Source organism: Dyella choica (genome assembly GCF_003977665.1).
GTDB lineage: Bacteria > Pseudomonadota > Gammaproteobacteria > Xanthomonadales > Rhodanobacteraceae > Dyella_B > Dyella_B choica.
The window spans coordinates 74,383-99,099 of sequence record NZ_RYYV01000006.1; the positions used below are offsets into that span (position 1 = coordinate 74,383).

At 58.0% G+C, this 24,717-nt stretch carries 20 protein-coding genes and 1 pseudogene; 11 read left to right on the forward strand and 10 right to left on the reverse strand.

Annotation, left to right across the window (positions count from 1 at the left end; translation table 11 throughout):
* Positions 1-15 precede the first annotated feature (15 nt).
* From EKH80_RS09590 to EKH80_RS09600, 3 genes are all read left to right on the forward strand, one after another.
* Entirely contained in the window at positions 16-963 is a 948-nt protein-coding gene (locus tag EKH80_RS09590) for an ABC transporter ATP-binding protein (protein WP_230473576.1), read from the forward strand.
* Positions 960-1,721: an ABC transporter permease gene (locus EKH80_RS09595; RefSeq protein WP_126684533.1), complete on the forward strand. Its 762-nt coding sequence runs from the start codon at positions 960-962 to the stop codon at positions 1,719-1,721. The genes EKH80_RS09590 and EKH80_RS09595 overlap by 4 nt, the downstream gene beginning before the upstream one ends.
* Positions 1,722-1,886: 165 nt before the next feature.
* Entirely contained in the window at positions 1,887-2,414 is a 528-nt protein-coding gene (locus tag EKH80_RS09600) for a hypothetical protein (protein WP_126684534.1), read from the forward strand.
* Positions 2,415-2,565: 151 nt separating this feature from the next.
* Here the strand turns inward: EKH80_RS09600 and EKH80_RS09605 are convergent, their stop codons facing one another.
* Positions 2,566-4,539 carry a YwqG family protein gene (locus EKH80_RS09605; protein WP_126684535.1) on the reverse strand — a complete coding sequence of 658 codons (1,974 nt, stop codon included), beginning with the start codon at positions 4,537-4,539 and terminating at the stop codon, positions 2,566-2,568.
* 817 nt (positions 4,540-5,356) lie between these two features.
* Between EKH80_RS09605 and EKH80_RS09610 the strand changes: the two genes are divergently transcribed.
* Positions 5,357-7,069: a hypothetical protein gene (locus tag EKH80_RS09610; RefSeq protein ID WP_230473578.1), complete on the forward strand. Its 1,713-nt coding sequence runs from the start codon at positions 5,357-5,359 to the stop codon at positions 7,067-7,069.
* Between the two features lie 86 nt (positions 7,070-7,155).
* Here the strand turns inward: EKH80_RS09610 and EKH80_RS09615 are convergent, their stop codons facing one another.
* Positions 7,156-7,950: a response regulator gene (locus EKH80_RS09615; RefSeq protein WP_126684536.1), complete on the reverse strand. Its 795-nt coding sequence runs from the start codon at positions 7,948-7,950 to the stop codon at positions 7,156-7,158.
* 544 nt (positions 7,951-8,494) lie between these two features.
* On the opposite strand from EKH80_RS09615, the gene EKH80_RS09620 reads away from it, so the two are divergent.
* The 3 genes from EKH80_RS09620 (at position 8,495) to EKH80_RS09630 (ending at position 9,979) form a co-directional block, all read left to right on the forward strand.
* Positions 8,495-8,863 (forward strand): hypothetical protein, encoded by a 369-nt coding sequence (locus EKH80_RS09620; protein ID WP_126684537.1) that lies wholly within the window; start codon positions 8,495-8,497, stop codon positions 8,861-8,863.
* A 273-nt stretch (positions 8,864-9,136) separates the two neighbouring features.
* Positions 9,137-9,646 carry a hypothetical protein gene (locus tag EKH80_RS09625; RefSeq protein WP_126684538.1) on the forward strand — a complete coding sequence of 170 codons (510 nt, stop codon included), beginning with the start codon at positions 9,137-9,139 and terminating at the stop codon, positions 9,644-9,646.
* 138 nt (positions 9,647-9,784) lie between these two features.
* Complete coding sequence (locus EKH80_RS09630; protein ID WP_126684539.1) at positions 9,785-9,979, forward strand: hypothetical protein; 195 nt, start codon at positions 9,785-9,787, stop codon at positions 9,977-9,979.
* A 120-nt stretch (positions 9,980-10,099) separates the two neighbouring features.
* On the opposite strand, the gene EKH80_RS09635 is transcribed toward EKH80_RS09630, so the two are convergent.
* From EKH80_RS09635 to EKH80_RS09645, 3 genes are all read right to left on the reverse strand, one after another.
* Positions 10,100-10,333, reverse strand: coding sequence for a hypothetical protein (locus tag EKH80_RS09635; protein WP_126684540.1), 234 nt, complete (start codon positions 10,331-10,333; stop codon positions 10,100-10,102).
* Between the two features lie 408 nt (positions 10,334-10,741).
* Positions 10,742-12,130 carry a DUF6438 domain-containing protein gene (locus tag EKH80_RS09640; RefSeq protein WP_126684541.1) on the reverse strand — a complete coding sequence of 463 codons (1,389 nt, stop codon included), beginning with the start codon at positions 12,128-12,130 and terminating at the stop codon, positions 10,742-10,744.
* A 410-nt stretch (positions 12,131-12,540) separates the two neighbouring features.
* Complete coding sequence (locus EKH80_RS09645; protein WP_126684542.1) at positions 12,541-13,575, reverse strand: MDR family NADP-dependent oxidoreductase; 1,035 nt, start codon at positions 13,573-13,575, stop codon at positions 12,541-12,543.
* 88 nt (positions 13,576-13,663) lie between these two features.
* Between EKH80_RS09645 and EKH80_RS09650 the strand changes: the two genes are divergently transcribed.
* The 3 genes and pseudogenes from EKH80_RS09650 to EKH80_RS09660 all read left to right on the forward strand — a co-directional run bounded on the left by EKH80_RS09650 (position 13,664) and on the right by EKH80_RS09660 (position 16,700).
* Positions 13,664-14,287 (forward strand): TetR/AcrR family transcriptional regulator, encoded by a 624-nt coding sequence (locus EKH80_RS09650; protein ID WP_126684543.1) that lies wholly within the window; start codon positions 13,664-13,666, stop codon positions 14,285-14,287.
* A 558-nt stretch (positions 14,288-14,845) separates the two neighbouring features.
* A pseudogene (locus EKH80_RS09655) lies at positions 14,846-14,968 on the forward strand (carboxymuconolactone decarboxylase family protein); the annotation flags it as partial.
* A 208-nt stretch (positions 14,969-15,176) separates the two neighbouring features.
* Positions 15,177-16,700, forward strand: coding sequence for a hypothetical protein (locus EKH80_RS09660; RefSeq protein ID WP_126684544.1), 1,524 nt, complete (start codon positions 15,177-15,179; stop codon positions 16,698-16,700).
* 240 nt (positions 16,701-16,940) lie between these two features.
* On the opposite strand, the gene EKH80_RS09665 is transcribed toward EKH80_RS09660, so the two are convergent.
* The 4 genes from EKH80_RS09665 to EKH80_RS09680 form a co-directional block, all read right to left on the reverse strand.
* Entirely contained in the window at positions 16,941-17,792 is an 852-nt protein-coding gene (locus EKH80_RS09665; RefSeq protein ID WP_126684545.1) for a LysR family transcriptional regulator, read from the reverse strand.
* Positions 17,793-18,497: 705 nt separating this feature from the next.
* Positions 18,498-19,091 (reverse strand): GNAT family N-acetyltransferase, encoded by a 594-nt coding sequence (locus EKH80_RS09670; RefSeq protein ID WP_126684546.1) that lies wholly within the window; start codon positions 19,089-19,091, stop codon positions 18,498-18,500.
* Between the two features lie 132 nt (positions 19,092-19,223).
* On the reverse strand, positions 19,224-19,847 hold the full coding sequence (locus EKH80_RS09675) for a hypothetical protein (RefSeq protein ID WP_126684547.1): 624 nt from the start codon (positions 19,845-19,847) through the stop codon (positions 19,224-19,226).
* A gap of 148 nt (positions 19,848-19,995) precedes the next feature.
* On the reverse strand, positions 19,996-21,612 hold the full coding sequence (locus EKH80_RS09680; protein ID WP_126684548.1) for a serine hydrolase domain-containing protein: 1,617 nt from the start codon (positions 21,610-21,612) through the stop codon (positions 19,996-19,998).
* 526 nt (positions 21,613-22,138) lie between these two features.
* Here EKH80_RS09680 and EKH80_RS09685 point away from each other — a divergent pair.
* Positions 22,139-22,495 (forward strand): DUF1428 domain-containing protein, encoded by a 357-nt coding sequence (locus EKH80_RS09685; RefSeq protein ID WP_126684549.1) that lies wholly within the window; start codon positions 22,139-22,141, stop codon positions 22,493-22,495.
* A gap of 577 nt (positions 22,496-23,072) precedes the next feature.
* Here the strand turns inward: EKH80_RS09685 and EKH80_RS09690 are convergent.
* A complete protein-coding gene (locus tag EKH80_RS09690; protein WP_230473581.1) occupies positions 23,073-23,990 on the reverse strand; it encodes a Fic family protein in 918 nt (305 codons plus the stop codon).
* Positions 23,991-24,717: the final 727 nt, after the last annotated feature.

Consider the following 24,717-nt stretch of genomic DNA (forward strand, 5'->3'; position numbering starts at 1 on the left):
GGAACCCGCGATGCCATGAACGAGCAGGCCACACCGACACCGCACGCCGTCTCCGTTCGCGGTGTCAGCAAGACCTACAAGGGCGGCTTCCAGGCTCTGAAGTCGATCGATCTGGATATCCGACGTGGCGAAATCTTTGCGTTGCTTGGGCCCAACGGCGCGGGCAAGACCACGCTGATCAGCATCATCTGCGGCATCGTCAAACCCAGCGGTGGCACGGTAACGGCGGATGGCCACGATGTCTTGCGGGGTTATCGGATCACGCGCTCGAAGATCGGCCTGGTCCCGCAGGAACTGTCCACCGATGCGTTCGAAACCGTCTGGGCATCGGTGAGATTCAGTCGAGGCTTGTACGGGCGCCCCCGCAACGACAAGCACATCGAAAAAGTGCTGCGGGATTTGTCGCTGTGGGACAAGAAAGACGCCAAGATCATGACCTTGTCCGGCGGCATGAAGCGCCGCGTGCTGATCGCCAAGGCGCTGGCCCACGAGCCCAGCATCCTGTTCCTGGACGAACCCACGGCCGGCGTGGATGTGGAGCTTCGGCACGATATGTGGCGGATGGTGCGCCGGCTGCGTGAATCCGGCGTTACCGTGATCCTCACCACGCACTATATCGACGAAGCCGAAGAAATGGCCGATCGCGTGGGCGTCATCACGCGTGGCGAGTTGATCCTGGTGGAAGACAAGCATGTGCTGATGCGCAAGCTTGGCAAGAAACAGTTGGTGATCAGTCTGCAAAGGCCCATGCAGGTGCTGCCCGAAGGCTTGGACGGGCATGCCCTGGAGCTCGCCGGGGATGGCGCAACGCTGACTTATACGTTCGATGCCCAAAGCGACGATACCGGCATTACGGTGTTGCTGCGCAAGCTGGGGGATCTAGGGGTCGACTTCAAAGACCTGCACACCCTGGAAAGTTCCCTCGAAGACATTTTCGTCAGCCTGGTACGGGAGGCGCCATGAACATTCCCGCGATCCGCGCCATTTACCGCTTCGAAATGGCCCGAACGTTCCGCACGCTGACGCAGAGCATCATCTCGCCGGTGTTGTCGACCTCGCTGTACTTCATCGTGTTCGGCACGGCCATCGGGTCGCGCATGGGGCATATCGGCGGCACCAGCTATGGCGCCTTCATCATTCCAGGCCTGATCATGCTGTCACTGCTCAACGAGAGCATCTCCAACGCCTCGTTCGGCATTTACCTTCCCAAATGGTCGGGCACCATCTTCGAGCTGCTTTCCGCACCGGTTTCGCCGCTGGAGGCAGTGCTGGGCTATGTTGGGGCCGCGGCGACCAAATCGGTGATGCTGGGCTTGCTGATTCTTGTGACCGCGCGCTTCTTCGTGCCTTACAGCATCCTGCACCCGGTGTGGATGATCGCCTTTTTGCTTTTGACCGCCGTTACCTTCTGCTCGTTCGGTTTCATCATCGGGTTATGGGCGGACGACTTTCAAAAACTCCAGGTGATCCCGTTGATGATCGTCACGCCCCTGACCTTCCTCGGCGGCGCCTTCTATTCCATTGGGATGTTGCCACCGTTCTGGCAGAAGGTGGCGCTGTTCAATCCCGTGGTGTACCTGATCAGTGGATTTCGCTGGAGCTTCTACGGCCAGTCCGATGTCAACGTCATGTTGAGCGCGGGCATGACCTTGGCGTTTCTTCTGCTATGTGGCGCGGCTATTGGCTGGATATTCCATAGCGGCTACAAGCTGCGCTCATAGAGAGACGGCAGCTGGGCCTGGAAACAACGAGCGGAGTGGCAGGCTCCCGCTTTCATATACCTCAATGAAACGGAGTCCGCCTTCGATTTATGCGACAATTTGCGGCAGCATCAAACGGCGGATTGGGGAATCCAGGTGGAAAATCGGTTTTGGATCAGCGTCGGGGTGGTCATCGCCCTGATGCTAGGCATGGTTGTCATGCGACACCATCACAACAGAGTCATGGAAGATCAAAGTGCGCAGGCTGCAGTGCCTGAAGATGTTGCATCAAACCAGAGCACGGTCGACACACCCAGCAATACGCGGCGGCCGGTAGTGCATGGCTTACCTACCAGCACCGATGCCGGCAATCTCGCGATGCAGTGGATCGAGTGGAGCACCGCTGAGCGTAATGTGGGTTATCGATTTGGACCTGTCTCGGAAATCGAAAGGCGACTGCCCTATATGCAACAGGTACGGCAGAAGCTCGCGGACATGTCATTGCAAGACGATTGTGCCAAGTCAGCACAACGGGCCGAATTGGCATCCATGGACGCCGACATCAAGTACTTCCAAATGCAGGTGGACATCGCCCATACGCCTATCGGGGCCAATCCTGACCTGGTGCGGCAGGGCGAAGAGCGTGCTGCCGACGATGCCTATGCGCTAGGGGAGAATGCGTATCAAATGGCGAAGAACTGCACTACGCCTTGAGCGCGTAGGCTGGGATGGCAATCCCAGCATCCGATTGCCGCATGGAAAGTTGGGCCTAGCGTCCAAGCCCGCACGCTGACTGCTCCACCCGCCAGGAGGATTTTACCCTGCCTTTCCCTCATCGGAGGGGGCACCTCCCAAACGCCAGCACTCAAAGACCTTCGCAAACCGACACGATGCGCGAAAAGTTCTGCCGGGAGAGATCATCCTCGTGGATCAGGAAATACAGCACTCCACTGTCCGTACCCCAAATGCATACGTCGTCAGAATCGAGTTGTAGCAGGAGCCGCCAGCGACTTGCCGCCGCTTTTTCCGCCGAGTCGCGTGGCGGGTAGTGCGCGTCGTCCGCGAAGCGTGCGGCTTGCGCTTCCAGGTCGTTGTTTTGCAGAATGGTCGGATAGCCGCCCAGGCGATGCCCGGCCGGCTGGTCGGCCAGGTTGCGCTGTTCCAGCCAATCTCGATATTCCTCCAGTTCTGCGTCGCTCAGCATGGCCGCATCGACGATCACGGCGCTAATATCCGGCATGTCAGCCTTGTGAGCGGCAAGCTTGAGCGGCCGCTTCACGGCCAGCCGCTCGCCGGAATCCGCTGGCGTGATGAAGGGGCCGGGCGACCACAGCACCTGCGTCGCGTTCAAATTACGCAGGTCGTCTTCCAGCGGCGCACCTTCCGCATCGACCGCGGTGAAGAAATACAATGCGCCGTGCTTCGGCCAGGGGTTCTCCGGCCGCGCCGCTTTGACGTCTTCGAGGTCGACGCGCGCCAGTAGCTGCATCGGCCGGCCATCGCGCAAAGGCACTTCGGATTCCGGCAAGTCGGGCGAGCCGTACAGCCACGAATTGCCTTTCTTCGCGGGCTTCAGTGTCAGTGCCGGCTTGCGCCACTGGTCGAGATGCCGCTGGTAGGTAGCGCCGGATTTTTTGCTTGCTCCCCGTCCAGGCTGGATGACTGGCTGCCAAGACAAATCCGAATGTGGAATCACCGACAGACCCGATTGGTCCATGAACGCGACGCCGTAACGGGTCGCGAGCATGTCCCCATCGTAGAGAACACGCTCCGGATCATCTTCCAGGTTCGGCGGTGGCGCAGGCAGTTCCGCCACCTCGCGCCTGGTCAAATCCACAGCGCGAAAAACATCCCAGCCATAGGCGCTCAGCCAATCCCCGTCATTGGCAAGCCGCACGCGAAGTGCTTCCGTACGTGGAACCTGCGAAAAGGGACGTATCGTGAAATGGCTGTCGCCAAAGCCATCGACAATGTCCACCGTGCCGCCGCGGTGCGAAATGGCGATGCGGCCACTCTCGGGCGCCGAGTAGAAGTTGGACGGTTTTTTTGAACGACTCGGCGCCGGAAAGCTCTTCGATGTCTTCCCGGTACGTGCGTCGAGGGCGGCGAAGACGTTTTGCGCGTAATCAATTCGCGCTATGAGGCTAGACTTCGAGCCCGCCTTGTCAGTGTAGTCGTCGCGCTTTTTTACAGACCACTCGGCTGGAACGAGTGATTCGCCGTCCAGCACAAACACGACCCGGGTCATTCCGAGCTGAACTACCAGATGGTCGGCGCCGGACGCCAGCGGCAACTGCACATCCGACAGCATCGATACTTGGCCGGGCTTGGTTCCGGCGATGCCGCACGCCGAACGGATCTCGTCGGAATCGCTTTCCCAAACGACTCGTCGCTGCGCAACGTCGATCAGCCGCCAAATTCGCGGTGTGATCGCGCCGACGAAGAAGAGCAACAATAAGTCGCCGCCCATCTGCCTTGCATAAGAGGGGAGTTCGCGATAGCGCTCCGACATATGCGCTTCGGCCCAGTCGAGCTGCTTGTGTACACGTTCCGCAGCGCGCATGAGCCTGCTGCGCAGTGCCGCCATCGCTTCTCTCTGCGCTGCCATTTCCACCGGGCGTGTGCAAAGCTCGAACAGGTCCACGCTCTTACCCTCCTTCCAAAGCATGGCCTGGCCGTAGTCCGCTGCAGGGACTGGCCCGTAGATCGAGTTGGACGTGGTCAGGGCGACGATACCCTTCTCGCCATAGTCAAACAGGTTCTGAAAGACTCTCATCAGGCGCTGCCGCGTAATGGGAAACGAGACTTCATCTTGCGCGCGCTCGCGAATGCCGTCCACCCGGCTTCGCCAGTCTCCTTATGAGATTGCGACCTCAATCCTCGCCGCAGCAGCCATAAGTGCCCGATCGTTTTGTAAATGCCATATCCCTTGAACGGGCGGAGCGATGGTCGGCTCCTCCAGCAAAGAGCGGGCCCGCTGCCACTTAGTAGAAATTGGGTCGGAAGCAGGTAAGTACGCTTAACCGTCTCCGGCCCCGAGGTAGCCCCGCGTTTTTTGGCTGTCGTTGCCGCAAGAAAACCAGTGCCATGTTTGGGTCGTTTCAAGGTGAGTCGTCACTCCGGCGCAGGCCCACTGCTGTCCGGGGGAAATCACGCAGCTCATTCCGTGCCTGAAGCAAGCTCCTCCCCCTGCTTGCAGGGGGAGGCTGGGAGGGGGTCAGGCAACCTCGCGGTGCACCTCAAACACGGCGGCAAGCTCGTGCAACCCTCCCCTGCAAACAGGGGAGGGAGCCATATCCGGTTGGCTCATCCATCTCGCCTTGAACTCACTATGGAGTCGCTAGTGTCGATCTTTGCTGGATACAGTCTAAAAAACGTGGAGATACCTCAGTCTCCGGCCCGTTTAGATGCTGGCACTGAAAGCCCTAGTCTCGAACGACTCGACTTTAAAAATGAGCACTCTGACGCTGAGGTCAGGTCATGACGTCCAGCACTGGTTCGAAGCTAAATGTCGACCTAAGTTGCCGTGTCAATCTGACTCATCACCCGGCACCGAAGGTTTCGCTCCTATCGAGCGACGCTAGCCATTTGCGCCGCTCCTCATCAGCAGGCGTTGCGACTCAACTTCAATTTGCCAAGCGCACTTGGAGGGTTAAATGCAGTCTACCAAGGTCGTCAGATCGCTACCGTCAGGCTTAACGTTAGCGAGTTGGATCGCGTCATGGTTCTTCGTTCTTGCGCCGTCGTGGGCCTTGGCAGACATCCCTAGTGCCCAGGCGCTGCCGATGAAGGCGGTGGGCCATAAAATGGCCATGGCTCCCCTCAGCTCGGTGCCGGCGGCCACGGCTCTTTTGAACGGCTATGGCACGGGCGGTTTCACGGTGAAAACATCGAGCCCGGAAGCCCAGGCCTACTTCAACAATGGTATGCAGCTCGCGCATGCCTTCGCTCACAAGGCGGCAATCGCGGCTTTTCGACGAGCTGAGCAACTCGATCCCGATTGCGCCATGTGCGTATGGGGAGAGGCGTGGTCCCGTGGGCCCACGATCAACTATACGATCAACGAATCGGTGCAAGCGCAACTAGCCAGCCTCGCCGATCATGCTGCTGCGCTTGCGAAAGACAATCCGCCCAAGGAGCGGGCTTTGATTGCCGCTTTGCAAAAGCGCTATCACCAAGGTGGCGGCAAAGGTCCCGGCGACACGGCGTATGCGCAAGCCATGGATGCCGTGTACGACGCCTATCCTTCCGACGACGAGGTCGCGGTCCTGACGGCTGACGCCTGGATGATACCTGCTGCGCAGGAGAATGGCCGCGACCATCTGGATCGGTCCGTGCAGATTCTCGAACAAGTGCTGCAGCGGTCGCCCGACAACAGCGCCGCCATCCATTTTTATATTCATGCCACGGAGATGGACGGGGTAGCGGCGGAAGCGCTTCCTTATGCAGGCAAATTGTCCGCACTGGCACCGGCGGCGAGCCATCTCATCCATATGCCGTCGCATACCTATTTCTGGGTGGGACAGTACCGCGACGCGGAAAACGCGAACCTCAAAGCCGTGAAAATCGATGGTGAAAATGTAGCGCGACTGAAGCCGAAAGACGGTGTCTTTGGGCTGCCTTATCACGGCCACAATGTGCAGTATGGCGAGGCCGCAACACTGATTGATGGCGACGCGAAAGAAGGGCTCGCACTGGCGGCACCGCAGCTGCAGCAATTGGCGGCACCTAACGCTTCGAGCTTCCTCCATCAATTTGAATTCGTGACCGCCTATTTCGTGTTCGGGCGATTTGCTTCGCCGCAAATGATGGCTTCCTTGCCGCAGCCGGACAAGGCGCTCCCGTACGCATTAGCCATGTGGCATTACGCGAGGGGAGAAGCCGATGCGCGAAACGGCGATGCCCGCGGCGCTCAACGGGAGGCAAAAAACCTTGCGATCGGTCACGATGATCTAGCCAAATTCGGCGACTCCGCCGAGCAAGTCCAGACGATGGTCGACATTGCCCGGCTGGTTCTTGAGGGCCGCGTAGCCATGATCGAAAAACGGTGGAGCGACGCGGAAGCCGACTATCGCAAAGCTGCCGATATCCAGGATACGAAGCTGGGGTCGTTCACCGATCCGCCGACCTGGTGGTATCCCGTACGCCGAAGTGTTGCCGCCGCTTTGCTGGCGAAAGGAAATCCGATGGCTGCGAAGGTGGAGGTGGATGAGGCGCTCTCGCACTGGCCGCGCGATCCCCAGAGTCTGAGAATCCTGGCGGACTGCCAGCAAGCCTTGGGGCATTCGGAAGAAGCAAGGCAGCAGAACGCACTAGCTCGCAGCAACTGGCTAGGAGATACCGCCGCCTTGCCGATGGCGCAGCTTTAGCCTGGAGAAAAGTTGCCGAAAAATCGAGCCGGAGGTGGTTAAGTACGCTCACCTACCTCCGGCCCCTTTTTGCTCTCCCATTGTGCTCATACGAAGTGATGGGTGATGGCTGCTTTCAAAGCAGCAAGGGTTTTCCGTATCCCGTCCGGCTTCAGGGGCTTGTGGCCTCTTGCCGACTGCTCCAGTCGGTCAGCCAGCTTGGCCGCCCGGTCTATACCCAGCACGAGCGCAACGCCGTGCGTGCGATGCGCATAGTGCACCATCAGAATGTTGTCGTGCTCTGCCAGGGCCTGCTCATACGCCTGGATTTCCACGGCGAGGCAGGCTTGGTACCACTGAGGCGTGTCTTCGAAGGGTGGCAGCGATTCACCCGGCTCGTGGCTGACGGAAGGCGGCAAGTCCAGCCACAACCCCAGCGAGACTTGCAGTTTCTCGGCGCGCACCGGTTTTTGCAGGACATCGACTATGTCGTCGTCCAGGCACAATTGCCAAAAAAACACATCCCGCTCCGAAGCCAGGATGATGATGGGGATGCAGGCCTGCCTTGCATGGCTTACCACCACCAAGCGCATCACGGTTTTGTAAGCCGCTGTGTCTGGTCCATCGCAAGCTATCAGGATCAGGTCGGGCGCCTGGTAGGTGATGACGTTCAAGGCCGCCAGGCTGTCAGGTACGGCTAGCGGCTCCAGGTCCAGTGCCTTGAGCTGGCTGACGAGGACGCTGCGGCTTTGGGCGTCCTCATCGATCACCAGGATGCGTGCTGGCGATGGGGTGGGTGTTGCTTTTACATGGTAGATCGCAGCGCGCTCTTTCACTGCCCAGCGGGAAGACGGCTCTGCCGTTTGGGATGCGTAAGCGACGAGTTGGGAAGGTGCATTCATCACGGACTCTCCTTGGTGGTCACGCCGTACCTTGCGCACGGCGTGATGGGCGCAGGGCCTGGCCCTGCTTCGAAGTCGGAAAACGCTGACAGCAGAATTCGACTAAGAGCCCTTGACCACCGGACGCCACGCTAGCTGCGTGGGTGTAAAGCGCGTGATTGGCACGATTGCGTGCGCGCCGGGGCGCACAAATGCCGTAAGATCGGTGATAGCCATGATCAACACTCCAATGTTGTTTGTGGTCAGCGAACCGTGTGAGTCTTCACCTCATGCGGTTCGCGCTTTACCTCTTACGTCGGGTGTGGGTTTCCCTTGGCGCTGGGCGCACCCGACGTTCTCAACTTTGCATGGATATGCCTTGTGTGTCTATCAGACTATGCCGAAAAGTGGGTAGGGCAGGGTGAAAATTCCAATGCCGCGTGATGCCCGCTTGGCGGCATTTAGGAAAACAACGATTGAAGTGGGCTTTCATCGAGGCTGACTTTGAAAGCACTTTCTGGCCTTGGTTCCGGCATCTTGAGTCGCTTCTGAAAGAGGAAAGCTAATGAGCTCATGGCCTGCCTTAGTGATCGGACTTTCCATTCCATTTCTCGCAGCTGCACAAGAACTGCCTGAGCAGCCGAGCGATATTGGATACCCCAGCCCAGCCGCAGCACTCAGTGCGCTTCGGTCCAAGCCCGGCGTTATGGTTTCAGAGAAAGATGGATGGATCATCCTTCAGGACAAGAACGAAAACGCCCTGTGGACCATTGCCAAACCGGGAAATCCCGCGTATCCCGCTGCGGTCAAGCGATTGGTAGTCAACAGAGAATTGGAAATGAAGGTGCTCTGCGGTGCCTCAAAGCAGGCTTGCGACATCATGGTCAGGCAATTTCAGGCGCTGAACGATCGAGTGATCAAATCTGCTGAGTAAAGCAAGCAAGCGGGGGAGGAACACTTTTCTACGCCGACGGTCGTTGTTGAAGCGGTACTCTGACTCTCTGATCTATCCCCACGACTTTCGTCTCGCCATGCCACCCCATTGGCGGGGTTTCCGAGTGAGCCGAGATATTTCAACTCATCCCACCGTCATCCCAGCTTTCGCTGGGATGACGAGCCCAGAAAGGTGGGATACCTCAGACGCTGTCCTCTATTTCGATGCGGGCAAGGATGAGGCATATTGGATGATCAGCCTATAGGAGGAAGAATGCTCGATTTGGACAATCCTCGGTGGAACGAGTTGAAGCACGCCTACGGTACTGCTTCGGATATCCCGCCTCTTCTTAGACAGCTAGCTACTTTGCCGGCAGCGGATGGTCAGGTCGAGCCATGGTCATCCCTTTGGAGTGCACTTGCTCATCAAGGGGACGTATATTCAGCGTCGTTTGCAGCCGTCCCTCACGTGATCGCTGCACTGGCGACCGACCCTGCAAAGGCCGACTCGAGCTACTTTCATTTTCCAGCATGGATCGAGTGCTGCCGCGTGCGCCGAAACGTTCCCGTTCCTGACGATCTCGTTGATGATTACACGCGTGCCTTGTCGCGGCTTCCCATGCTTGTTGCCGATGCAAGCAAGCGCCCTTGGGATGATGGCTTCATGCAATGCGCTTTGGCCGCCATTGCTGTAGCTAAAGGGCAGCCCGCTGTCGCAGAGGCGGTGATGGAACTCGATCCGGAGACGGCTGAGAAATTCCTGGAATGGGTTCACGAGCAATAAGCGAGTGTCTGCTTCCAACCCGATGGGAATATGAAAAATGCGCGATTCCATGGCAGACAATCCTTTCGGGGACGGAGACAATGAACGCAAATCACGATGCGGCAATTGGTGAAATGCCCAAAGGTTGCAGGGGTTTTCATGGGCAACAATAAGAAGCGCTACCTCCCGCATTTCGGCAGCGCCCTCTGGTTGATCGCATTCGTTCCATGGGCCAAGGCCTATGGTGTCATCGCGGTGACCGCCCTCGTGCTCGCACTTGGATTCTTCATCATCTCTGGTTTCATCAAGCCAGAGGCCAAAGAACCAAGGGATCCGTATGAAATCTCAATGTAGTTCAATTCGACGAGGTGGAAGTTCGAGTGCTTTTCAAAAGAGAGTTCCAGCAGGAAATGGCATGGTCGGACATTGATACCCTGGGCGTGAAAATCGACGAAAGTCACGATTGTGGAAAGACTACTGCAGGACCTCGATCTCCGAATCGAGCACATCTCCAGCCCAACGAATGCTCCCATCCGCGTTGAAACAAACAACCATCCCCATGGGTTCCCCGTTGGGGCCGATATATCCTTGATCAAGTGCGACGATATCGCCAGCTTCGGGCTGACTGCCATCTCCAGCCGTGTACTCCACTCTTTCCGAAGGAATATTTGCAAGCAAGCGAGCTTTTGGAGGACTGCGGCGTTCCATGATTTTCCCTTGTTGCCCAATTGACGACGGGCACATCCGCCTATATACCGCTACTTCAATAGCCTTGGTCGGAAGCGGACTTGCCGGCCCAACGACTACTTCGACAAATGAAGAACGTCGATCACTATATCCGTTAGCACCGGCACTGTAAGCGAAGCACAAATGGCGATCCAAGTTCGCGTGTGCTTGGGAATAAGCGCCAAAGTGATGAGTGCCGCCGAGCAAGTGTACGCACCCACCGCTTTTGACTCATTGAACTCACGCCATGGCGCGGCCCAGACCAGGTACCCCAGGGCGAAACACGTGATTGCGAGCCGCAATCGCCCATTCAGATTCCACTCTAGCGCCATCTTATATGTCCGCCCTGTCGAAAACGCACGTTACGATCACGTTGAATATTCGCTCACATCAACGCCGGTATGCCTCAGGATGGTGCGCCAGCCACTTCGCAACGTGCGGCATCTTTCGGAGTGCCGTTTGCTGAGCCAATGTCATTCCGTCGTAATAGTGCCCTGCAGGACTTGCCCCGGCCTGCAACAAACGCAGAACGATCGCATCGGTCCAGCTACCGAAAACCACGCTTTCACCAGTGTTGGATTTAATGGTGGCGTCCGCTCCGTTGGCCAGCAACAAATTGAGTAGTCCTAGATCCTCGACTTGGTATAGCGGAGTATGGCCCTCGCTGTCACGATGGTTTGGGTTCGCGCCGTGCGCCAGCAGACGTAGCGCGGTCTGCACCCGAGCGTCTTTGTTCGGGCCGCACGCATAGCTGTCGCCAAGTACATTGAGCGCTGTGCGTCCTTGTACGTCCTGCCAATCTGACCCGGGAGCGCGGTGCTCCACTGTATCTATGTCGATACCTGCGGCAGCTACCGCATCGACCAGCTTAGGCGAGCAGCCTGCGGCCTGCTCAGCAAACGCTTCAGCCGCTTTGGCCTTACCCCAGCGAGCAAGCCACCCGTGCGCGGCCAAACGTTGAAACACCTGGGCATGCCCTCGGCGGATCGTTGCCTGGATCAGCAGGACGCCTGCTGGCTCTGGGGCACCCGCGACCTTGCGTGGTACCGGACTATCGTCGACGGGTAGGTTCAAGCTCGCGCCGCGGTCAAGCAGCGCTAGCACCATCGCTTCGTCAGCGCCGTGCCTTTCGCCAGCGACCGCAAGTTCGCTCGCTTGCACCGAATGAAAATCGAAGCCTTGGCGGGCCAGCCATGGAATGAGTGCGGCATTGCCTTCTACCCAACGTGCCGTTCCGGCCACGCGATCGATGGCATCTTCCAGGTCTAGCACCGCCTGCGGCATGCCGACTTCAGTGCCCAGGTAGTCGATCACCTGCTTATGCCGGCCACCAACCGCGAGCGTGATGATTTGCGTGGGGTTATCCATGGCCCTTGCCGCATAGCGATCCTTCAGTTGCCAAAAGCCTCCTCGCTGAAATTGTGCAAGCAGTTCCGCCACATTTTGGGGAGGGACGCTATCCTCATGTGTGCCTGGCAAGAGCACACCCTGTGATCGAGCGTATTGCCGAAATACAACATCAGCGCCGCTGACCGCCGCCACCTCCGTGCTGAAATGCACCCGTCCGTCGCCATGAATCACCACGGTGTAATCAGGACATTCGCCGTAGCAAGCCGAACGGGTCAGGCTGATCGTCGCGTCGTCTGGCGTGGTGAGTTCCGGAGCGGCACTATGGGCAACGGTCGAGAGCGCCGCGATGAAAGCAAACACAACCGTCAGGAATGGCTTGTGGAAACTCTGGCCAGAGCTCTTCTTCAGTAATCGCTCGTCGCTATCCATTTCCCATCCCCTAGTCTGATCCGCGAAGATTGGCGACTGCATTCGTAGGTGAAAGCGGACATTGCGCCTGCTCATCTAATCAGTGAATCAGCCCCATTTCTGCGCTGGGTCACATTAAGCGGTAGTCGCGGGCTACGCAAGAATGAGGCCGAAGGCTGAAGCATCTTCACGTTTTTCGCCTAGGACCAGCCGGCTAGTAAAAAAGATAGTTGTAGTAGCGCCTATGCTATTGCTCGTGATTCCGGCTTTTGCCGAAATCGCGAGCAAACAACACGCATCGCATCAATACGCTAGCTTCTGATCTGGCGAGGGTTCGAAGCCGAAATGCGTGGAGAGCCTCGGACGCTGACCCTGAAGTTGCCGTGCCTGCCGAGGTGCTCGACCTCACGTTCGCCATAGTCATGGCGCTTCTACAGTTCGACCAGGACCACCCCTTTGAGCCGGCCGGCACAGGCTTCCTGCAAGGCGAGGGGAGCTTGCTCGATGCCTTTGAAGATGGTGCAGGGAAGCTGGATGACTCCCTCACGCTGCCAGGCTTCCTGCTGATGAATCCATGCGTCAAACATGTCTGACGCGTCCTCGCTGGCGCTGAAGCCACGTAGGGTCATGCCCTTGAGAATGATCTGAAAGCCATCCAGTTCAACCGGAGCTTGCAGTGTGGCGCGTTTCGAATCCAGCTCGGCAGTCAGCGCCCCAAGTAAAACGCAACGAGCCCCCTCGTTGGCGACGGCGATGGAGGCGGAGAGTTGTTCTCCCCCGACCATGTCGACGATGACGTCGATGCCGTCTGGAGCAGCCCGCTTCAACTGATCGATGAGTGGCCCATTGCCGCGCGTAACAACGGCATCGTAGCCCAGCTCAGTCGCCATCCAATGAGCTTTGTCCGGGGTGCTGGTGCTTCCGATCACGCGCCCTGCGCCCAATTGCCGAGCGATCTGTCCGGCCATGGAGCCAATGGCGCCCGCACCGCTGGATACGAATACGGTATCGCCCTGGTGGATCTGAACGCCTTGGGTCAATGCAGCGTAGGCTGTCCAACCATGGCCGAGGAATGCTGCAGGATCGGTATTTCTACTTTCGAGAACGGTGCATTCGCTTCCTCTGACGACGGCGAATTCCCGCCACCCAAGGGAATGCATGACTAGGCTACCAACGGCCACGCCACTGGTAGATCCACTATGAATGACTTCGCCGATGGCGGCGTCTGCCAAGGTGTCGCCGGGTCGAAGTGGGGGGAAGGGAATGCCCTCGATGGCCTCGGCTCCCTCACGTGCCATGAGGCGCGTTGAGACAGAAACGCGGAACCAGCGATTGCGGACTACGACATCGTCTTGGCAAGGCGTTGGCACATCGCATTCCTTGACTGCGAAATGCTCGGCAAGCAGCTCCGCCGTCGAGTGCCTGGCGAGTTTTACTTCCCTGTTGATCGTCGAACGTGCGGCCATGATGAAAATTCCGTGGCTGGTGAATCGCGCTTGAGTCTGGCAAATTCAAGATGTGAGCTGATGCTCATATTATGGGCGGAGACCGGACATGACTACTCGCATTCCAGCGAAGCATCGCGCGATGCGAAAAGCGCCAAAACAGCTACGTTCCCAAAGCACGGTGGAGGGCATTGTCGAAGCGGGAGCTCGCGTTCTAGCGCAACGAGGCTGGGCCAAGTTCACCACCAATGAGGTGGCCCGTGTTGCAGGTGCCAGCATCGGCTCGCTGTATCAATACTTTCCGAACAAGCTGGCCATCGCCGAGGCTATCCGCCAAAGGCATTTGAGCCAATTGCTTGCGGTCCTGCCCGATCCCGGGAAGCAGGGGAAAGCCCTAAGCCTGAATCGCCACGTTGACCAATTGATCGACGGCGTCGTCGCCGCTCACTCGATCAATCAGAAATTGCACCGAATTCTTCTTGATGAAGTGCCTCTCGCCGCACGTTCCTTCGATACGGATTTCGAACGCGAATACCTTCATCGCTACGAGATATTGACCCGGGTGGCGCTCGATGACGGCGCACGCAACCTTATGGCAGCCAGGATTCTTGCTGATGCCGTGGAGGGCATTGTCCACGCGGCAGCGAGCCGTGAGGAACTGGGATCTTCAGCCGTCAGGATAGAGGTCAAGCGTATGGTGTCGGCCTATCTTCTTGCGCTGCAACGAGCGTAACGACGAAATTGTTGCCGCTCTTCTCGATGGCTATAGGAGTCACGCGACGAGATGGTTTTACCGATGGCTATAAGCAACAGTTATGGAGCGTCGGAGGGTTCGCTTAGCTATGTCGTGCGGTGGAACTTCAACAGGGCTGGCTGAATCATTCATGGGGCTATCTCGATCGAATTCATAGGCATGCCCTGTGAGCATGCATCGTCTTGGCGTGGCAAAGCAGGTAAGTGCCGCCTTCCCGTCACGGGTCGGAAACGAGCATTGTCTGGTGATGCTACACAGCCTTGTGGCGATGAACTACCGCGATGCCCATGCAAATCAGCATGAGGCTCATGCATTTTTTTCTATCAACATGCGGAAATATTTGGCGTAGTGTGCGCTGCCTTCCCCAGCCGGAGCGGTCGCGTACCCGCTGGGTGGCGTTGGTCGCGCGCTTCTGCGCCCGTGCTATCAGGCTGGAACGATAGGTCCCAAATGAGGAAAACACTCATGATGAATTGGCCTGAATGCCGCACGGGAGGGGTGCACCGTTCCTTCCGCATCAACGAAGCCGCCACGCAGGGCGTCACCCGCGAAGAAATCGCCGAAGCGCTCGGCGTAGCTATCGCGCTCAACGCAGGTGCCGCTCTGGTGTATTACGCGCATGTCATGGATGCCATCAGACACTACTGCGCATCGGCCTGATCCGCCAGGTGGCTTCGCCTTTTCCTTCAAGCGCAACAACAGCCTTCCCTGTCTCGCGTCACCGGGCCGCAAGCGCCTGTCGAAGAAAAGCCGTTGAGATCCCCTCTGTCGGGTACCTGAATCCTCCGCATTGGGTCCAAAGCGGAAGCTTGCCGACGACGACCGCGACGGTGGAGGGCACTTTCTACCCCAACCCCAAGGAAACGTAATGAAAGCCCTGACACACAAGATGCTTCCTCTTTGTCTGATGCTCTCGTTGATGGTTTCGCATGGCAGTGCGGCGGCTGACGCTGTTCACGCACCGCGCAGCAATTTGCTGCAAGACTCGAAGACAAGTGCCAGCTTGACCCCGAAAGTGGCTACCGCGGCCTCGCTGGCCACTGCCACGCTACCCTTGGGGGTCACGTTGCGTGATATCGACGGCGGTCCCCAGTACTTCGCCAACAAGGATTCCCGCAGCGCCTGGATGGACGGCCACATCTTGCTGGGCGCGTGGCTTGAGCAGCCGGTCGATGCCACACAGGTGGGGTATGCAGTGGCCATGGGCGAAAACATCTACTGGAATCTCGCCGGCGTTGCAGGCGACCCGACCCAGATGCGCGCGGACTATGACGTGATCCGCGCGGCCGGCATGCACGTTTCCGCGCCAGACACCACGTCCAATAGCGGATCGGAAACGGTGTCGTACGACGGCTGGGACGAGGCAGATATGCAATACGGCGCGGGCGCCAATGGATGGAATCCCGCTGCCCCCAATAACAACCTCAACGACTGCATTCCGGCCGGCAGCGAGTGTGGCTATACCGTCTCCAAGTGGTCCTATACAGGCCTGCCCACCAGCTACGGTTCGCCCGGCTACCCCATCGACAGCATGGCCAAGCATCAAGGCTATGGCAAAGGCGTGTTGTTCTGGATGTGGGACTCCGAGGCCGCGGTATTTCTGGGCTACTCGGACATCCTTTCGGCCGACAGCTATTGGATGACCGACTCCGATCTGGAGGCGAACTCCCAAGGCGGTTGTGCCTTCTTCCCCAGCAGCGAAAGTATCTGCTATGGAGCGAACCCCACCGGGCTGACGCACGACCAGCGTGCCCTGCCTGCCAACTACGCGTTCAACGTGACGCGGCTGCAGACGCTATCCAACACCCTGAACCATCAATCGAAACCGGTGGTGGTTGACGTAGAAACCGGTTGTCCCGTCAGTGGCGGAACCGAGTGCATCACGCCGCCGGCGATGCAGGCGGCTGCCATGCACGGCCTGATCGCCGGTGCGCGCGGCATCCTTTGGTTCCAGCACAACTTCGGCGGCCCCTGCACCGACAACACCACCCTCATCGACGGCTCGGATCCGACTACCTCCGATTACAGCTGCCAGCAGACCCCAGGCGTCACGATCCACAATGTGGTGCAGAGCGTCACGGCGTTCAATCAGCTGGTGAACAGTCTGAACAACGTATTGTTGTCACCGTTCGCGGATGGCTACGTCAGCCAGACTGGCAACGTCAGCGCCATGGCCAAATTCGACGGCAGCCATTTCTATGTCTTCGCTGCCTCCGGCACGCCGGCCACTCCGCCCTTGGCTAACCAGTCGGTCACGTTCACGGTGAAGAGCTCTGGTGCAACCACGGTCACTGTCGTCAACGAGGGGCGCACGATCCCATTGGTCAACGGCACGACTTTCACTGACACCTTCGCCGATGCCAACGCGTATCACATTTATCGCTTGGATTAAGCCTTTGTCTTAGAAGTACGTGGCGATGCCACCAGGCAACAAATGCCCAAGACTGGGAATAGTTCTGTCCAGTCTTGGGCAGGCGGCGCGCCGGGCAAGGGGCTTGCCCTACCATTCGACCTATGTGACGCCTGGCTACCGGACTAGCGCAAGGCATCGACTTCCAACCTGGGTAGGGTGGGGCAACCGCCACGGTAACTACCGTGGCCATTAGTACCGGAAAGGCCAGTGCGGTCATCTTTATTTGGCCAACTGGCCGACCGCCATATCCAGCAACGCCCGGAGCCTTGCGAGCTGGCGCATGTCGCGATGATAGCCCACCCAGATATCACGCACAGGCGGCTCCTCCCCCAGATCGATGCGGTGAAGTTGCTCGATGGCATCACCCAGCGGTCGCGGCAACACGGCGATGCCCCTGCCGCTCGCGCACATGCGCGCCTGTACGGCGCGCGAGTTGCTGCGGAAGACGATGTGTGCGTTTGGCAGTATGCGCTGCAACCATGCGACTTCGGGCATGCCGCAAAAGGCGAAATTCATCACCAGCAGCGACGCACCCTTACCGTCTCCCGCTACTGGGTGCGGGTGGTCCGCCGCCACATAGACGCCGTAGGGCATGCGTAGGAGCCTGCGTGAAACGACATCCGGCTCGTCGAATGGCTGGATGCGAAAGGCCAGGTCTGCTTCCCGCCGTGACATGCTGAACATCCGCGAATCGGTCAACAGTTCGATGGACACACCGGGATACCGTGCGGAGAACTGGGCAATGACGGGTGCCAGCACATACTCGGCAAACCAGTCGGCCGAAGTGATGCGTAGCATGCCATCCAGTTGCTGCCCCTTGCCCGCTAGCTGACGCTGGAAAGCGAGCACCTCTTCCTCCACGCGTTCCGCATGGCCAAGCACCAGCGCACCCTCGTTGGTCAGAACGAACTCGCCCTTGACGCGATGTAGCAGCCGGTGTCCCAGCGCCTGCTCAAGCGCTTGCAAGCGTCGCCCCATGGTGGGTTGCGTCTGCCCCAGTTTGCGGGCGGCGGCGCCAAGCGTTCCCTCGCGGGCAATGGCAAGGAAAATGCGCAGATCACTCCAATCCACCTACAGACCTCCGATCGAACTCCAAGCTACGAACTCGTTACAGGAACCACAACCATGCCTTCGCGCATGGCTACTACCGTTCGGCAGGGTCACCGCCTCGTAGTGATCTGAAATGTTGCCCGGCTTGTTCGAAAGCTCCGCGGCCAACGTCAAGGGGACGGCATCAGGAAGAGGCAGGTTTCCGCATGGGCAAGCCATGCGCGACCACCTCAGATCGGGCGCGCTGCCTTCGTGCCATCAAGGGGCGCCGCGTGAGTTTCGCAATTGAATGAAACAAGCACCGGGGTCACGTGCGCGTGACCGGATTCGCGAGAGAAGTTGAAATCAGGCAAGCGATTCCGCGATGTGCGGCTTTTGCGGTCCAAGGAAAGTATGCAAGAGCGCTCGCTATTACGACGCCAGGGAGCAACCGATTCCACGACACTACGACCTTCGTTTCACGAAGACTTGGAGAGACTTTAAGAAAAAACGCGAAGACTGGAAATGAGCCAATCGGAGGAATTTTTTGGGGTCCACTTCGAAATATTGACTTCATCAAAGCTGTCGGTCACGACCAGTTCCTGAGGTGACAAGACGGCATTCAGCTCGCTTGCAACGGCAAGCAGAGGCCGATCTGCAGCGATCACAGCTGACCCGGCGGCGTCGTGCCATCCTTCCCCCTTCGAACACGCCCCCTCTCCGAGCCGTCTACTTCGCATAGCGGACCTACTGCTTAGCGCACCCGGGCGTCGTGCGCTCCTCGGTTGCTCGTTGAATCATGAAGTCCCGGCGAAGAAGTGCAACCTGTTGCAAGTCATGATGGCTTCCGTGCCAGAACCCTGCCTCACGCATGCAGCCTTCCCGTACGAAACCGAGCCTCGAAAGTAGCCTCAAGGATGCGTCGTTTTCCGGATGAATCTGCGCTTCAACTCGGTTGAGCCCCATGTTTTCGAAACCCCAGTTCAAAATGGCAGATAGCGCCTCGAACATAAAACCCTCCCCCTGGGCGAAGGAGGCAAGTTCGTAGCCGATGACGCAACTTTTCCATGCGCGGTTCCACTTGAAGAGGCCGCACGAGCCAAGGAATCGACGATCGGCCTTTCGTTGAATACCCCAGCGCGTTCCGGGACTTGGCAGTTGTCGCCATCGCGCGAATGCTTCAATCAGCTTCTGCGCTTCTTCCATCGAGGTAAGCGGGTCCGAGCCAAACCAGCGCATCGCCAAGCTGTCACTGTAGATGGCAAATACATCTGGTGCGTCCGAGGCCACGATCTCACGCAAAAGAAGGCGTTCGGTTCCGAGGATTGGAAAGTTGCTCATCGAATATCAGTCAACTGAACGGGAACATCGATATCAGACTACGACCTTGCTCTCTTTGAAAAGAAACGTGCCAGAAAGACCTCTTTGCGAAAGCTGACGTTCTAGTTCGCGAATCCTATCCAGCCCAATTCCTCACGGCTGATTGTTAAAGACTAGAGCGCACCATTGCCGTCGCAACCTTATTTCCTTGGTCAACACAAAGCATTGGCTCGAAGATCGCTCAATAAACGTGTGTCTCAATCTTGGCCGCACCATAACATCGAACAGAAGATCCCCTCGGGTCGTCCAACGAAAGTTATCAGGGGCGCCTCGTAGCGGATGGAGAAGTGAAGCATGCAAAGAGCCGTTGGATTTTTGGTCGATCTTATAAATGGCACCGGAGCTCATGCCAAGATGATCTAGTCCGGTGAGCACGGCTACGCCCGAAGGAAATTGAACAATGGCCCTTACGTCACGGTCCAAGAGCAAGTCAGTGCTGCCATCAGGGTGGAGAAACGTCAGATGCCCACCAAATTCGCCGCCATCCGAACCTTCCAGTTCGCCACCGAATGCCTGCAAAAAGTGTCGTGGCGCAAGAAACGAGGAGTGCGGCGCGTCTGTGGTGCCTCCCGATCTCGACGCATTGGCCGCATCGTTTAAGGGCTCGCTTGCCGTGATGATCCAACCATCCACCCAGGCTACAGCGGCGGCTGTCAGGGAGGTCAAAAGCAGTACGGGGAACCACCAACGAACGTATCTTGAAGCCGCCCCTGTCATGACTAATTCCCTGCGTTTGATTGTTTAGTGAGGCGAGGACAGGGGGCGCTCCGACCTCTTTTTGCTCAAAGCGGCCAATCGATGGAATCGCCCATTGAGAACTGGAACTCCGAGTGATCGAAGCTCTTTCACGCATAGCGATCAGGTGCTAATTAGCTAGTCGGTCGAATGGCAGGTTCCAGACCCGATCATCCGAGATGCGAATGCCTGTAACATTTCCATCGGGGCCACGCACGAGCCGCAACATCATGTCGTCCGATATAAAGGCGTTTGAATAAGCGGGAACGAACAAACGACTCTGGCCCGGGCGGCCTTCAGCAATTACGTTCAAACCATCTGCCACGGCAGTTATCTGGTACGTCACGGGCACCTCATCGTTGTGATAACGGCCTGAGATGCGTACGAGGTCGGCAGATGTCGGCGCATACAATGCGGCTCGCACGTAAACGGTGCCGTCTCCTCCAGAGTGATGGCTACTACCGCCGTCAGAAAGCTCGACACCGGATTTAGCGATCGAGCCATCCTCTCGCTCGAACGCAAATGTTCCGTCCGCTGCCTCCATCACGGTGAGGCCAGCGTCCGTTTGTAAACGCTTATCCCGCAATGTCAGGCGTAGCGGGGAGCCATCGCGCTCGCTCTCATATATTCCGGCGAGAGTCGAGGGCGGCGTTACCGTATACGGTGTGCTCTCTGACTTCATTCCAGGCAGGTAACGATCAGCCACAGAGTGCGCCAAATCGGAAGTATGCATGTTATCGGCGTTGCACAAGATAGCGATAGACAAATGTTGATCAGGATAACGGCCAAGCCAAGCGCGATAACCTGCTGTGGAGCCGTCATGGGACATTTCGCGCACTCCATGATAGCTGCGCTCAAATATACCTCGTGCGTAAATGGTAGGATGCCCGTCAGCCAGCAGTGTGCGCGTCTGCAATGCTCGGCTGACGAACGCGGCCACGCGCCCATCGTCAAGCGCCCTGTTCCAGATCAACAAGTCGCCGACGGTGGTGAGTAGGCCGCCATGACCGTAGGTGTTTTCAAACGGCATCATCTGTTCGTAGATGCCATCGGACACGCGGTGATAAGCGATCGCCCGATCGCGCACAACGCGGCGGAAGTCGTCACGCCATTGCGTATGCGTCATGCCTAGCGGAACAAACAAGTGATCTCGCGTAAAATCGGCGAACGTAGAGCCGCTCACTCGCTGGACGATGATTGCGAGCAAGTTATAGCCTGTGTTGGTGTATGACCACGCCGTGCCGGGATTGAAATTCAGTGCGCGCTGACGCCCCACGACATGCAGTACATCTGCCATGTCGTAAATACGTTCGCTTCTCGGCCAGCCGGCGATCGCCTCGATATCGCCCCAGTCGCGAAGTCCGCTGGTGTGCCCTAGAAGTTCGTCGACAGTGATCCGATGTCCGTAATCCGGTATTTCGGGAATGTATTTGCGAACATCGTCGTCAAGCGAAAGTTGCCCTTCGCTCACGAGTATCAGTGTGGCGGCAGCTGTGAACTGCTTACTTACGGATCCTGCCTCGAACACAGTGTCGACCCTGATCGGCACCGCATGCTCCAAATCGGCCATGCCGAAGGCGTGTCGTATTGGAGCACTGTCGCCAGATTGCACGCCTATCGCACAGCCAGGTATATCGGCTGTGCTCGCGCGCGGAAGCGCTGCATCGATCTTTGCAGAAGACGAGCCTTCTGCGCTTGCAGCCGCCATGCTCAGGGTCAACACGAATGTCAGCAACAAGGTCTTCATAGATTCCCCACGCCACCGTAGGAGGCTCGTCGATGCAACTGCTGAAGGTATGTAAATCCATCGGACTTGCAAGTGACTTTATTCATGGGGTCGGCTCTATCTGGGAGTTGGCGTATGCGGACCAATCAGCGCCGATGGCGGCTACCTGGACGATTCGAAAGCGTCCGCGTCGGGTCAGAAGCAATCATTGGCGTCTGCCTTAAACGGTCACTTTATGGGTGGCAGGTGACCCTAAGTTGGCCAAAACGGCTAACTTATGGGCAAGTGCCCTAGCGAAGCTACGCGATCTCGCATGGTTTGGCCGTTCAAGGCAAATGCAGCTGCAAGGTCGTGATCAAGGTCGGCGGGTAACCGCTTGCTAAGGCGTGCCGCTGTGAAGCGAGCCTTCACTTCAAAGAAGAATCCGTTGGTCGCTTTCTTGCGACGGATGGTCGAAGAGCGGTACTGTGTCGATCTCGCGCACGCTCATTCATCGCATGCATGAAGGCGACCATGTCGGCCGCCTCTTCCCGCTGAGGAAACTGCCATGTCCTACATCGATGGTTTCGTGATCGCCGTACCGAACGCCAACCGCGAGAAATTCATCGGATTCGCCCGTACCTTTGACGCCATTTTCCTGGAGTTTGGCGCCATTCGTGTGATGGAGTGCTGGGGTGACAACGTGCCCGATGGCAAACTTACCGATTTCCGCCGCGCCGTACAGGCGAAGGAGGACGAATCCGTGGTGTTCTCCTGGATCGAATGGCCCGACAAGGCCACCCGCGATGCTGGCATGGATAAAGTCATGAAGGATCCGCGTATGGATGCCGCCAGCGACATGCCCTTCGACGGCAAGCGCATGATCTTCGGCGGCTTCGCACCGGTGGTCAGCCTGCCGGGCTAGGGAAACCCTGATTTTGCCCGACAAGGCAAAACGTCCACTGGCCAAACGTTGCTTCCGGAATCTCATAGTTTGGCCGCAGCCATCCAACGTAGATGGGCCACTGCTACCAGATTGATTTGGATCCGAAGAGCCTGATCCGACCACGGACCCGATGCGGGACTTCATTCGCCAAATGGTCGCAAGCGCCGCGGCAAATAAGGGGTCCGGAAAATAAAGGGGCGGAACCTGAGGTATCCCCACGTGTTTTTGGCTTGCATCCCCCAAAAATCGGCGTTACAGGCATGCCATTTCAGAGCGAATCGTCATTCCGGCGAAGGCCGGAATCCAGTTCAAATACGCCGTGCGAAGCACTCAACTTAAAAAAAGAATGTGTCCTTCGGACGCGTATCTAAACTGGATTTCGGCCTTCGCCGGAATGACGAGCAAAAAACGTCAGGCATCGCCGCAATAAGCTATCTCTCTGATGTGTCGACGGTTCTTGATCGAAAAACGTGGGGACACCTCAGGGGCGGAACACTTTTCTACAACGATAACAGCTGGCGGGAAAAATACTCCGCCCCTAGTCTCGGTCCGCCTGTTACATCACTTCCCAATGCCCGCTTCTTTTCGGGCCGTGATAGCGCAATTTGTTTTCCTGCTGCAGTTTGACGGCAGCGCGCTCCACCGCGCGCGGGGAGCGTCCAATGGCCTGCGCGACCTCCGCCAGGGTCAGTTCCGGCTGTTGGCGAAGTAGGGCCAAAATCTGCTGTGGCGTCTTGGCCGCTTTTTCTACCGGCGTTTTTACCGTCGTTTCTACCGGCGTTTTTACCGTCGTCTTGGAGCTAGCCTTGCTGACTGCGTCGTGGATGCAGACCAGCATGAAGCGGATAAAGGGCGCGGCATTTGACGCTGCCGTGCTTGCGTTGATGGCCCGGTAATACGCGGCTTGCTGCTGGTGAACAAGGCTCTCCACCGGTAGCCAGCCGAACGCAGGCTGCCAGCGCGAGAGCAGCAGGGTTTGCCACAGTCGACCCATGCGGCCGTTGCCATCGGCAAAGGGATGGATGAACTCGAATTCGTAGTGGAACACGGAGCTGGCAATGAGCGGATGCTCTTTGCTGACACGCAGCCAGTTGAACAGTCGAGACATCAAAAGCGGCACGCGGCCGGCTGGCGGAGCCATATGCAGCACCTTTTTCCCAGCCATCACGCCAACGCCGCCGGTGCGATATACCCCGGGACGATCCAGCAGGCCGTACATCAGCTTTTTATGTGCGGCCAGCAGGTGCTGCTCTTTGAGTCCGTTCCACTTCGGCAATTGCTCATATACGGTCAGCGCGTTGCGTGCTTCCTGTAATTCGCGGGGCGGGGCCAATACCATCTTGCCTTCGAGAATCGCGGTGATTTGTTCCTCGGTGAGCGTATTGCCTTCGATCGCGAGCGAGCCTGTAATGGCGCGGATGCGATTGATGCGGCGCAGGCGCAAGTCCATGTCGAACTCGTGGGTCGCGCTCATTCGCCCCACTTGTTCGGCAATGTAAGCCACCAGCGAAACGATTTCGCTGGTCAGTGTGTAGGGCGGCCGATATTTGGGTGGCATGCTGTGGTGTCCGCTCTCCAACCAATCAGTGTCATGTCAGCAAGGCCTCAGTGGGCGGGTGCCGGTTTGACTGGTTCTCTCGAACTCTACTCACTTTTTGCCGGGAGCAGTGGCACGTCGTTGTGCTTGCTGCGTAAGAAAACCTCGCATCGGCGAGACATTCCTTGAACGGCTGGATGGTGGGCCCACCAGGATTCGAACCTGGAACCAAGGGATTCGCGTAGTCCAAAGGTTTCCCTCTGGCGCGGACTATCTCTTCACCCTCCGCGCTTGCGTGCGGGTGGGGTGCGGGACGCTCGAGCCTGTTATCAAGGACGCTGAAGTCCTCAGGTAGTCTCTGCACCTTCCGGCGGTGTACCGCCGGCTTGGCTCAGGGTTGCCGCCGATCCGCGTTGGCGTCGCTGCGGGTTCCCTGAATTCATCCCGTTCCCGTTCGCGCATTACTGCGCGACGGCACCTTTCGATGAGTCCCCTGCTCTAACCGTTGAGCTATAGGCCCTATCTCCGCGGGGATGATACCAGTATGGAGGTGGGGGCGGTGTAGGGGTGTGGTGCGGTTTCGTGTCTCGTAATAGGCGCTAGATCCCGGCGTGCGCCGGAATGATGAGCAAATCGGCGATTCTTTAACGTCGCCCGGCATAGA

What these genes read in the sequence shown, in the direction of transcription:
- EKH80_RS09590 (WP_230473576.1), top strand. Translation starts at nt 16, where the DNA reads ATGAACGAGCAGGCCACACCGACACCGCACGCCGTCTCCGTTCGCGGT.
- EKH80_RS09595 (WP_126684533.1), top strand. Translation starts at nt 960, where the DNA reads ATGAACATTCCCGCGATCCGCGCCATTTACCGCTTCGAAATGGCCCGA.
- EKH80_RS09610 (WP_230473578.1), top strand. Translation starts at nt 5,357, where the DNA reads ATGCAGTCTACCAAGGTCGTCAGATCGCTACCGTCAGGCTTAACGTTA.
- EKH80_RS09615 (WP_126684536.1), bottom strand. Translation starts at nt 7,950, where the DNA reads ATGAATGCACCTTCCCAACTCGTCGCTTACGCATCCCAAACGGCAGAG.
- EKH80_RS09620 (WP_126684537.1), top strand. Translation starts at nt 8,495, where the DNA reads ATGAGCTCATGGCCTGCCTTAGTGATCGGACTTTCCATTCCATTTCTC.
- EKH80_RS09625 (WP_126684538.1), top strand. Translation starts at nt 9,137, where the DNA reads ATGCTCGATTTGGACAATCCTCGGTGGAACGAGTTGAAGCACGCCTAC.
- EKH80_RS09630 (WP_126684539.1), top strand. Translation starts at nt 9,785, where the DNA reads ATGGGCAACAATAAGAAGCGCTACCTCCCGCATTTCGGCAGCGCCCTC.
- EKH80_RS09635 (WP_126684540.1), bottom strand. Translation starts at nt 10,333, where the DNA reads ATGGAACGCCGCAGTCCTCCAAAAGCTCGCTTGCTTGCAAATATTCCT.
- EKH80_RS09640 (WP_126684541.1), bottom strand. Translation starts at nt 12,130, where the DNA reads ATGGATAGCGACGAGCGATTACTGAAGAAGAGCTCTGGCCAGAGTTTC.
- EKH80_RS09645 (WP_126684542.1), bottom strand. Translation starts at nt 13,575, where the DNA reads ATGGCCGCACGTTCGACGATCAACAGGGAAGTAAAACTCGCCAGGCAC.
- EKH80_RS09650 (WP_126684543.1), top strand. Translation starts at nt 13,664, where the DNA reads ATGACTACTCGCATTCCAGCGAAGCATCGCGCGATGCGAAAAGCGCCA.
- EKH80_RS09660 (WP_126684544.1), top strand. Translation starts at nt 15,177, where the DNA reads ATGAAAGCCCTGACACACAAGATGCTTCCTCTTTGTCTGATGCTCTCG.
- EKH80_RS09670 (WP_126684546.1), bottom strand. Translation starts at nt 19,091, where the DNA reads ATGAGCAACTTTCCAATCCTCGGAACCGAACGCCTTCTTTTGCGTGAG.
- EKH80_RS09675 (WP_126684547.1), bottom strand. Translation starts at nt 19,847, where the DNA reads ATGACAGGGGCGGCTTCAAGATACGTTCGTTGGTGGTTCCCCGTACTG.
- EKH80_RS09680 (WP_126684548.1), bottom strand. Translation starts at nt 21,612, where the DNA reads ATGAAGACCTTGTTGCTGACATTCGTGTTGACCCTGAGCATGGCGGCT.
- EKH80_RS09685 (WP_126684549.1), top strand. Translation starts at nt 22,139, where the DNA reads ATGTCCTACATCGATGGTTTCGTGATCGCCGTACCGAACGCCAACCGC.
- EKH80_RS09690 (WP_230473581.1), bottom strand. Translation starts at nt 23,990, where the DNA reads ATGAGCGCGACCCACGAGTTCGACATGGACTTGCGCCTGCGCCGCATC.